Source organism: Modestobacter sp. DSM 44400, from assembly GCF_900107175.1.
GTDB lineage: Bacteria > Actinomycetota > Actinomycetes > Mycobacteriales > Geodermatophilaceae > Modestobacter.
The window spans coordinates 20,271-28,542 of record NZ_FNOZ01000048.1 but is presented as its reverse complement, the minus strand read 5'-3'; the positions used below and the strand labels follow the sequence as shown (position 1 = coordinate 28,542).

General features: G+C 72.4%; 6 protein-coding genes and 1 pseudogene. 5 read left to right on the top strand and 2 right to left on the bottom strand.

The genetic code is table 11. The features are described from left to right. A pseudogene (locus tag BLW04_RS20740) lies at window positions 1-182 on the bottom strand (IS256 family transposase); the annotation flags it as partial. 26 nt (window positions 183-208) lie between these two features. Here BLW04_RS20740 and BLW04_RS20735 point away from each other — a divergent pair. From BLW04_RS20735 to BLW04_RS20720, 4 genes are all read left to right on the top strand, one after another. After that, entirely contained in the window at window positions 209-1,309 is a 1,101-nt protein-coding gene (locus tag BLW04_RS20735) for a DNRLRE domain-containing protein (protein ID WP_091546859.1), read from the top strand. A gap of 160 nt (window positions 1,310-1,469) precedes the next feature. Beyond that, window positions 1,470-3,086, top strand: coding sequence for a lipopolysaccharide biosynthesis protein (locus BLW04_RS20730; protein ID WP_091546855.1), 1,617 nt, complete (start codon window positions 1,470-1,472; stop codon window positions 3,084-3,086). Window positions 3,087-3,403: 317 nt separating this feature from the next. Next, window positions 3,404-4,813 (top strand): O-antigen ligase family protein, encoded by a 1,410-nt coding sequence (locus BLW04_RS20725; protein ID WP_139306946.1) that lies wholly within the window; start codon window positions 3,404-3,406, stop codon window positions 4,811-4,813. Beyond that, the gene (locus BLW04_RS20720) at window positions 4,810-6,030 is read left to right on the top strand and encodes a glycosyltransferase family 4 protein (RefSeq protein WP_139306945.1); all 1,221 of its coding nucleotides are present in this window, start codon (window positions 4,810-4,812) and stop codon (window positions 6,028-6,030) included. The genes BLW04_RS20725 and BLW04_RS20720 overlap by 4 nt, the downstream gene beginning before the upstream one ends. 26 nt (window positions 6,031-6,056) lie before the next feature. On the opposite strand, the gene BLW04_RS20715 is transcribed toward BLW04_RS20720, so the two are convergent. Then, entirely contained in the window at window positions 6,057-7,088 is a 1,032-nt protein-coding gene (locus BLW04_RS20715; protein WP_091546843.1) for a glycosyltransferase, read from the bottom strand. Between the two features lie 160 nt (window positions 7,089-7,248). On the opposite strand from BLW04_RS20715, the gene BLW04_RS20710 reads away from it, so the two are divergent. Next, entirely contained in the window at window positions 7,249-8,196 is a 948-nt protein-coding gene (locus tag BLW04_RS20710) for an NAD-dependent epimerase/dehydratase family protein (protein ID WP_217631151.1), read from the top strand. Window positions 8,197-8,272: the final 76 nt, after the last annotated feature.

The following is an 8,272-nucleotide window of genomic DNA, read 5'->3' as shown; positions in this document are numbered from 1 at the left end:
CGGTCACGTCGGACTCCATCAGCGCCGCCATGACCTGGCAGGCCGGTGCCCACGGCCAACGCCAGCAGGCCTTCGCGCATCGACCCGGCGATGTCGGCCATCGCCACACTCACCCGCTCGGGCACGACGAGCCCGTCGCCGACGGGCGTGTCGATCTTGTCGTTCTGGTACTTCTTGGTCACGGCGGTCCCCTGTCTGAAGCGGTGTCTTGGCGGACGCCCAACACCTACCTCACGGCCGGTGCGGGCGGGGGGCCGCCACCTCAACTTCCACGAGACCCGGGACAACCTCCACCGGCGCCCCGTCGAGTTCCTACAGCATCTCCGACGACAGCCGGTCCGCCACGAACGACTTCGACCACGACCTCTACAACGGGCTGATCCGGGCCGCCGCCGGCGCGGAGTCCCAGGGCATCCACGCCGAGGCCACGCATGCGTCGGGCTGGGGCATGGACGCGGCGACCCGCACCGGCCGGTTCTCGCTGGCCGCCGGTTCGCCCGGGGTCGACGACGGGGTCCCGCTGCCGGGCTTCAACGACGGCTGGTCCGGCAGCGCCCCGGACATGGGTGCGGAGGAGGCCGGCGCCGCGCCGGTGACCTACGGTGCCCGGGCCTTCGGTGCAGTCGGCACGAAGGCGCCGGCAACGTCCACCTCCACGTCCAAGGCCACGACCAGCCCCACGACCACGACCGGTGCGACGACCACGGCACGCCCCAGCGCGACGAGCAGCCCCACCGCCACGACCAGCCCCACGGCCACGGCGTCGTCAGCCGCCTCGGGCGCCGGCTCCGACCGCACGATCACGGTGACGGCGGAGGCCGATGCCATCGTCAAGGAGGCGAGCCCGAAGTCCACCTTCGGCGCCGCGAACCCGCTGCTGTCGGACGCGCGGGACCTGCCGAAGAAGGGCAGCGCCGTGTACAGCTACCTCCGGTTCAACGTGACCGGCCTGGCTCCGGGGGAGAAGGTCACCGCTGCCTCGCTGAGCCTGCGCACCGTGCCCCACTTCGGTGGGACCAGCAACGGCCCGGCCATCTGGCGCACGGCGGACACCTCCTCGGCAGCCGCGGCCGAGTCGATGACCTGGCGGAGTGGCCGGCCCGGCCGGACCGGCGTCGCCGCAGTCGGCAACTTCGGCCCCGCGCGTCACGACTCCCAGGTCACCACTGCGGTCAGCGGCGTCACGGGCAACGGCGTGGTCTCCCTCGAGCTGGCGCCGGAGGTCACCAACGGGCTGATCTTCCTGCCCCGGGAGGACGCGGCCGCGCAGAACCGGCCGCAGCTCGTCCTGACGGTCACGTCCGACTGACGCCGCCGCGCGGGGGGCCTCCGATCGAGGCCCCCCGTCCGGGTGACGTCCAGCTGCCTGGCGGGACCTGCGGTAACATCTGCGGTTCGGTAGACCTAGTCAGGTTTGGCGTTCCGCTGTGGAGGCGGCCACCGGTCCCCGAAGCTGGTACAGGAGTTGGATGACCGCGCCCGGACCTGCCTCGGCGAGTCCCGTCCCGATGATCCCGCCGGAGCAGGGCAGCGCGCTCGCCGAGGACGCTCCCGAGCTGCAGCACCCGGTCCTCCGCCGGCAGCAGACCGGTCAGGCCCTCGGCGCCGGCGTGCGCCGCGGTGCCGTGTGGGCGGCCGGGGGCAAGGCGGCCGGTCAGCTCATCCAGTTCCTGGGCACCATCGTCACGGCCCGGTTGCTGACCCCGGAGGACTACGGCAAGGCCGCGATCATCCTCCCGCTCACCGCGTTCGCCGCGCTCTTCACGACGCTGGGCCTGGGCAGCGCGATCATCTACAACCGGCGCCTCACTGAGAAGCTGCTGTCGACCGCTTTCTGGGTAAACGCGGTCGCCGGGGTCCTGCTGACGGGGCTGATCGCCGCACTGTCGATCCCGATCGCGGAGCTGTACGACCTGCCGCTGCTCACCCCGCTGCTGCTGCTGGCGAGCCTGAACTTCACGCTCTCGCTCAACATCGTGCACACCGCCCTGCTGGAACGGACGCTGCGGTTCAAGCAGATCGCCGTGCTGGAGACGGTGTGCTCGGTCGTGAGTATCGGCACGGTGGTGGTCACCGCGCTGGCCGGCGCCGGGCCCTTCGCGCTGGTGTTGGGTCCGCTGTCCTACACGATCGTCCGCACGCTGCTGAGCTGGGTCGTCGTGCGCTGGTTCCCACGCGCCCGGCCCGACCGGGAGAGCCTGCGGGAGCTCTGGGCCTTCACCCGGGGGATCACCGGGTTCAACATCCTGATCTTCTGGTCCCGTAACGCCGACAACCTCCTGCTGGCCGGCGTCGCGTCCCAGGCCGACTTGGGCAACTACAGCCGCGCCTACAACCTGATGAAGCTGCCTGTGGGGCAGGTGCAGGTGGTCATGAACCGGGTACTCTTCCCGGCGCTCTCCCGCTTGCGCGACGACCGCCCGCGCCTGGGCCGCGCGTGGCTGCGCGCCTTGTCGCTGGCCGGGATGGCGACGGCCCCGATCGCCATCGGCATGGCGGTGGCCGCACCGGCGATGGTCGAGGTCCTGTTCGGACGACGCTGGCTGGGGATGGTGGTGGTCCTCGAGCTGCTGGCCGTGTCGGCGCTCCCACAGACGCTCACGGCGACCGTCGGCAGTGTGCTGCGGGCCACGGGCGCGACCAGCGCGCTGTTCCGGCTCGGGCTCGTGACGAGTGTGCTGAGCCTCGTGGCGATGCTCATCGGGCTCCCGTGGGGCACCGTCGGGGTGGCCACGGCGCTGACCGTGAAGTTCTACCTGGAGACCCTGATCTTCGCTCGGCCGTGCCTCCGGCAGACCGAGCTCACCTGGCGCCAGTTGTTGCGCGCCATGCGCGGGGTGTGGGTCTCCTGCCTGTCCCTCGCGGCCGCAGGCCTCCTCGTCCGCGTCCTGGTCAGCGACATGTGGCCGGCCTGGCAGGTGCTGCTCGCCCAGATCGCCGCGTGCGTGGTGGCCTACGTCGCTACCCTGGCGCTGGTGGACCGGTCCGCCCTCGCGCTGGCCGCGGGGCTGGTGCGGCGTGGGCTCGGCCGCAAGCGCGGCAAGCGTCGCCGGGCGTCGGCTGAGGACGGGGTCGACCGGGACTGACCGCGGTTGTCGGCACCACGGTCGGTTACGACTGTGGCGAGCGCAGTGATGCCGGACGGCGCGGCGTCGGCCGAGCGTGGACGACGCGCGCGCCATCCGGGCCAGGATCGCTGATCGCTGCGGTCCGGCCTGGAGCGACCGTTCGCTCGAACGGGTGATGATCACGCAGCGTCACGTACGCTGAAGGGCCGCGACGCGCCGCCCCCTGTCTGCTGGACCAGCAGCCCTGCCCGGGCGGTCTCGCGCGAGGCGGTTCGCGCCCGCGACCCGGCTCCAGGGAACACGACAGATGAAGGGGAGTGGCCAGCATCAGCGCGATGACCCGACCACCCGTGCCCACGCTGCTCCGCCGCGCACCCGCGGTGCTCGTCGGCATCGCCGCCATCCTGCTGTGCGTCAGCGCAGGGGTGAGTGCCGCGACCAACGGCTTCGACGCGGCCACCCTGCTGCGGATCGGCCTGGTGCTCGGCGGGTTGCTCGTGGTCGTGTGGATGGGGAGGTTCGAGTTCTTCCTGCTCGCTGTCCTCGTCGTGCGCCCGGTGCTGGACATCGCCAAGGTCGGCGGCGGGCCCGCCGTGCTCAGCAGTGGCGTCGCGGCCCTGGTGGTGCTCGGCGTGCTGCTCTGGCTGGCGGCGCAGCTACATGGGGGCACGCTCCGCCGGGTGTCGGTGCTCGGCCAGCTGTCGGTCCTGCTGCTCGCGGTGATGACCGTCAGCGCGGTGTTCTCCGGCGACCAGGTGCGCAGTCTGCTGCAGGTGGCCCGGCTCGCTGCCGCGGTCGCGGTGTTCCTCGCCGTCGAGCAGTTCGCCGTCGCCGAGCGCAACCGCCGTCGCGTCCTGACGGCCGTGTACGTCTCGGCGGTCGTGCCGCTGCTCGTGGGGCTGCAGCAGTTCGCCACCGGCACCTACCTCAAGCAGTCCAGCGGCCTGGGCCGCGTCACGGGCACCTTCCTGCACCCCAACGCCTTCGGCTTCTATCTGGTGCTCTTGCTGATCATGGGGACGGCGATCTTCCGCTACCTCCAGGGCGGGCCGCGCCTGCTGGTGGGTGCCGTAGTCGCCGTCGGCTCCGTCGAGCTGCTGTTGACGTACTCCCGCGGCAGCTGGGCGACGGTCGTCGCCGGCGTCCTCGTCGTCGGGGTACTGCAGTCCCGCAAGCTGCTGCTGCTGGTGCCGGCCGGGCTGGCGCTCGTCGTCGTGCTCGCCCCGTCGGTGCTGACCCGGCTGTCCGACCTGTCCCAGGAGGAGACGATCAACGGCACGCCCGGCAACTCCTTCCTGTGGCGCGTGCAGCACTGGGGTGTCGTGCTCGAGGGCGCGCAGGGACACGAGTTCCTCGGCCTGGGGCCGAGCGCGTCGGATTACCTGGGCGCCGAGGTGCTGCCGCCGCACAACGACTTCGTCCGGATGTACGTCGAGACCGGGGTGCTGGGCACGACCGTCTACCTCGCGGTCATCGTGGCCGCGCTGGCCATGGCCCTGCGCGCGCTGCGCGCGGTGCCGGACGGGCGCATCGGCCGCGGCGTGGCCGTCGGCGCGGCGGGCTGCACCGCCGCGTTCGTCCTGGGCAGCTTCGGCGGCAACCTGATCAGTGAGGTGGTCGTGCTGCTCTACCTGTTCACTTTCTTCGCGCTGGCCACGAGCCTGACGCTGCACCCACCGCAGCCGGCGCTGCGGCCGCCGCGGCACGCACCCGCCCACGCCATGACGGCGGGGTCCCCGCGGTGAGGGTGGCGATGATCGGCGGCCGCGGCCTGCCGGCCACCTACGGGGGCGTGGAGCGCCACATCGAGGAGATCGGTGCCCGGCTGGTCGAACGCGGGCACGAGGTCACGGTCTACTGCCGCCCGCACTACACCGTCCGGGACTCCGGGAGCTCGTATCGCGGCATGCGTCTGGTGGTGCTGCCGGGGATCGCGAGCAAACACCTCGACGCGCTCTCCCACACCGCGGTCGCGGCCGCGCACGCGGCCAAGCAGGGCTTCGACATCGTGCACTACCACGCCGTCGGTCCTGGCCTGATCAGCCCGCTGTCCCGGGCGACCGGCCGCGGCGCCGTCGTCCTGACGGTGCACGGGCTGGACTTCGGCCGGGAGAAGTGGGGCCTGGGCGCACGGCTGGCGCTGCAGGCCAGTGCCCGGCTGAGCGCCTACGTGCCCGACCGCACCATCGTCGTCGCCGAGGGGCTGCGCGAGCACTACCGGGACAGCTACGGGGTCGAGACCTCGTACGTGCCCAACGGCGTCACGCTGCCGGCGAACGACCCGGACGAGGGGCTGCGCGACCTGACCGAGCTGGGTGTGAAGCCCGACGACTACCTGCTCAGCGTCGGCCGGTTGGTGCCGGAGAAGGGCCACCACCTCCTGGTGGACGCGTTCGGTGCGCTCCCGGCGGACGCTCGCCCCCAGTTGGTGATCGTCGGCGGGGACAGCTTCACCGGTGGGTACGTCCGGGAACTGACCGAGCAGGCCCAGGCCCTGCCCGACGTCCACCTGCCCGGCTTCCTCTACGGCGACGCGCTGCAGGCGGCGTACGCCAACGCCAGACTGTTCGTGCAGAGCTCAACCCTGGAGGGGATGCCGCTCACCGTGCTGGAGGCCGCGGCGTACTCCCGGCCCCTGGTGCTCAGCGACATCCCGGTGCACCGGCAGCTGCTCGGTTCCGACCGCCCGGGCGGTCGGCTGTTCACCAGCGGCGACAGCGCCTCGCTGAGCGCCGCGCTCGAACGGGCGCTGCGCGACCCGGAGGCCGAGGCGGCCGGCGGCCGGCAGGTGGGTGCTGAACTCCTCGACCGGTTCAGCTGGGAGAAGACCGTGGACGGCACCCTGGACGCCTACGCGCAGGCAATGGAGGCCCGGGGCGCGACGCGAGCACCGGACCGGCCGCGCCTCGGCGCGCGGCGGCGGGCCCGCCGAGCCGGTCGACCGGGCGCGGAGCTGCACTGACCGCCGCGCTGCGGCGGCAACCCGAGTCAGGATCGCCGGGCTGCGGCCGCGGCGTAGACGTCACGGTGCGCCCGGGCCACCGCTTCGAAGCTCTGCACCCCCAGGGGGCGAGCGGGCACCGGGTGGAGCACCTGATCCCGCAGCGCCGCGGCCAGCGCCGGGGCGTCGTCGGGATCGACCAGCACCGCATCGGCTGCCGCACCTTCGATACCGGGTGCGCGGGTCGCCACCACCGGTAGCCCGCAGGCGGCCGCCTCGAGCACGACGTTGGGCAGACCCTCCGACCGGGAGGGCAGCACGAAGACGTCGAGCGTGCGCAGGAAGTCCGCGACCTGCGCCGGGTCGTGCAGCCCGCCCGGGAAGGTGATCGGCAGGCCCAACGCCTGGCGCTCCAGCGCCTCCCGCTCCGCGCCCTCGCCGACCACGACGAACTCCACGTGGAGGTCGGGGACCAGCGAACGCGCCGCCTCGATGAGCACGTCGAAGCCCTTGACCGGGATCAGCCGACCCACCGAACCGATGCGGACGGGGCCGCTGCGCTCGGGCCGAGGGTGGCTTCCGGGGCGGAAGATGCGCTCGTCGATCCCGTTCCGGATGACGTGGACCCGGCTGCGCGGCGCGCCGTGGACACGGACGACGAAGTCGGCCACGTCCGGGGAGTTGCCGATCCACATGTCGGTGACCGGCTTGAGCGCGCGGTCGACGAGCCGGGCCGGCCGGGAGCGCCAGTCCTCGACCCGGCGCTCGGACACCACCACCGGCGGGCGGGACGGCCCGAGCAGGCTCAGTCGGGTGAGCGCGTTGGCCCCGTACAGCGAGGAGTGCACGACGTCGTAGTCGCCCGACGTCAGGGTCCGGCGCAGGGCCGTGAGCCGGCGGGGATCGGCGTCCGATGCGTCGTACTCGACCAGCGGGATGCCGGCGGCGGCCATCTCCTGGGCATACGGCTCGCCGGCCCGCAGCACGCACAGCGTGGGCTCCCACTGCCCCGTCCGCGCAGCCGCCACCAGCATCCCGGCGAGCTGCCGCTCCGTGCCGCTGGCCGCGAAACGCCCCATGACGTGGATCACCTTCACTGGTGTGTCACTCCTTCGGGGCCTGGACCTGGGCTGTCACCGTAGCCAACCGGGTAGTCTGATCGATGCGCTGTCCCTGCCTCCAACCGGGGGCCGGGCTCATTCCGGCGCCAGCCGGCCACCTCAGCTGATAGGGATCCCCGTGAAAGCCTTGGTCACCGGAGCCGCCGGCTTCGTCGGCAGCCATACCTCCGAGGCGCTGCTGCGCCTCGGTCACGAGGTCCGTGGCGTCGATGCGCTGACCGACTACTACGACCCGATGCTCAAGAAGGCCAACGTACAGGTCCTGCAGGACTGGGCGAGGTTCGACTTCCGCCAGGCCGACCTGCTCGATGCCGACCTGGCCGGCCTGCTCGACGGTGTCGACGTGGTGTTCCACCTCGCCGCGCAGCCCGGGGTCAGGTCATCGTGGCAGAACGGCTTCGGGGTCTACGCCGAGGCCAACGTAATGGCCACCCAGCGGCTGCTCGAGGCAGCGCGCCTATCGGAGGTGCGCCGGTTCGTCTATGCGTCCAGCTCGTCGGTCTACGGGCGCGCCGCGAGGTACCCGACGAGCGAGGACGCGCCGACCCGCCCGTTCAGCCCGTACGGGGTCACCAAGCTCGCGGCCGAACACCTGTGCACCCTGTACGCCGACAACTGGGGCCTGCCGACCGTCAGCCTGCGCTACTTCACGGTCTACGGCCCCCGGCAGCGGCCGGACATGGCGATGAACCGCTTCATCGCCGCCGCGCTCGAGGGGCACGCCATCCCCGTCTACGGCGACGGGGAACAGGTCCGCGACTTCACCTTCGTCCAGGACGTCGTCGCGGCCAGCCTGGCCGCGGCCGAGGTCGCCGACCTCGCCCCTGGCGCCGTCGTGAACGTCGCCGGTGGCGGGTCGATCACGGTCAACGGGCTGGTCGAGTTGCTGCAGACCGTCGTGGGGCGGCCGGTGCACACCGCCGAGCAGCCGCGGCAGCCCGGTGACGTGCTGCAGACCGGCGGGACCATCGACCTCGCCGAGCGTCTGCTCGGCTGGCGGCCGCAGGTCGCCGTGCCGGAGGGCCTGGCCCACCAGGTGGCCTGGCAGCAGTCCCTGCTCGGCTGAGCCACCCACCCCGACCCTCCGACGCCGAAAGAGGAGCAACTCCCTGTGGAGATCAGTCACTTCCTCCGCTCTCGCC

Excerpts from the sequence above, each read along its gene's own strand:
- BLW04_RS20715 (WP_091546843.1), bottom strand. The coding sequence starts at position 7,088 with ATGGGGCGTTTCGCGGCCAGCGGCACGGAGCGGCAGCTCGCCGGGATG.
- BLW04_RS20725 (WP_139306946.1), top strand. The coding sequence starts at position 3,404 with ATGACCCGACCACCCGTGCCCACGCTGCTCCGCCGCGCACCCGCGGTG.
- BLW04_RS20730 (WP_091546855.1), top strand. The coding sequence starts at position 1,470 with ATGACCGCGCCCGGACCTGCCTCGGCGAGTCCCGTCCCGATGATCCCG.